The 1,191-nt window shown below is 30.5% G+C and carries 1 protein-coding gene and 1 pseudogene; both read right to left on the bottom strand.

Annotated features, from left to right (window positions below):
* Nucleotides 1–401: 401 nt before the first annotated feature.
* On the bottom strand, nucleotides 402–794 hold the full coding sequence (locus GJV76_RS15590; protein ID WP_155093496.1) for a hypothetical protein: 393 nt from the start codon (nucleotides 792–794) through the stop codon (nucleotides 402–404).
* A 2-nt stretch (nucleotides 795–796) separates the two neighbouring features.
* Nucleotides 797–1,191, bottom strand: a pseudogene (locus GJV76_RS15810) (hypothetical protein); the annotation flags it as partial.

Here is a 1,191-nt window from a genome sequence, read left to right as displayed (position 1 = left end):
AGATATGTATAACCCTGTCGTGGAATCATAATACCTAAAACGGTTATAGTAAAGTCCATTCAACTCTACATCCTCGTACTGACCAAATTGTCTGAATGAGGGCAAAGCGTTTAGTAAACATCTAGTAGATGTTTATAGCGAATGAGCCAGACTATCGCGTGGGGTCTATCGCCCTCTAAGTTTCTAAGCCTTCCATAGATGTCATAGTCTGTACTCCATACCTTAGTACCTCTATCATCGAATGCCTGTATCGGACGTCCGACACAAAACACACATACAATATGGTATTCAGTAATTTATATTTAATTTTAAAAAGACTTAACCTATTACTAGATTAAGCCTTTTGTTTTATATTTAACCCTAACTAATCATAAATGACATCATCTAAAAATCATAATGTTTCAATCATCTTTTACAGAATCAATAGCTTCTCGTATAGGAGGAAATTCTTTTGTAGATAGAGGCAAAACATCAATGAGTTTCAAAAACATATCTTTTCCCAATATTTCTTTATAATCATCTAACATAACATCAATATTTCCTTTAAATCTAGTTTTCTTTTCCGGATCTCCAGCCAAATAAAATTTATTAATATAATCTGTTGCTAATGCACTATCTATATGTAGCATAATCTCAAAGACATTACATTCAAAAGTATTATCTTTCATTAATTCATAAAGAATATTAATATCAATATTTTCTGACAACTTACTATCTACTTCTAAATTAGACAATAACTCTATTAGCTCTCTTTTTAAATCTAAATACTTAATTATCAATTTATTTAATTCCATATCTATTTATATACTTTTCCTGAACCTACAATATCATTAGGTGAAACATCATCTTTAATCTTCCAATCCATAACTCCTCCTTTTGTTTTACCTTTTAGCTCAACATTTTTTCCTTTTGTATCAATATCTACATAATAATCTGCACCAAAAGCCCCTGTACTTCTTTTAATTGCATCTCTATTTTGTAGTTTTATTTTGGTAGATGTTACACTAATCCCTCCTCTTGTATCTGTAGGATCAAATTTAAATCCATTTTTCTTAAATGCTTTATACTCAGATCTTGACATAAACCTCCTAACTATACTAGGATTTTGTGGTTTACCATCTATCAAATCTAACCCAAAAACATCCACCTGCTCATTACTATCCCATACATAAGCATACATAGTAGGATTGT

This window comes from Myroides albus, assembly GCF_009711045.1.
GTDB lineage: Bacteria > Bacteroidota > Bacteroidia > Flavobacteriales > Flavobacteriaceae > Flavobacterium > Flavobacterium album_A.
Note: the sequence above shows the minus strand (reverse complement) of the source record. Positions and strands in the feature narration are given on the sequence as shown.

Bases quoted from the DNA above. Each gene is read 5' to 3' on its own strand.
- GJV76_RS15590 (WP_155093496.1), bottom strand. From the start codon at position 794: ATGGAATTAAATAAATTGATAATTAAGTATTTAGATTTAAAAAGAGAG.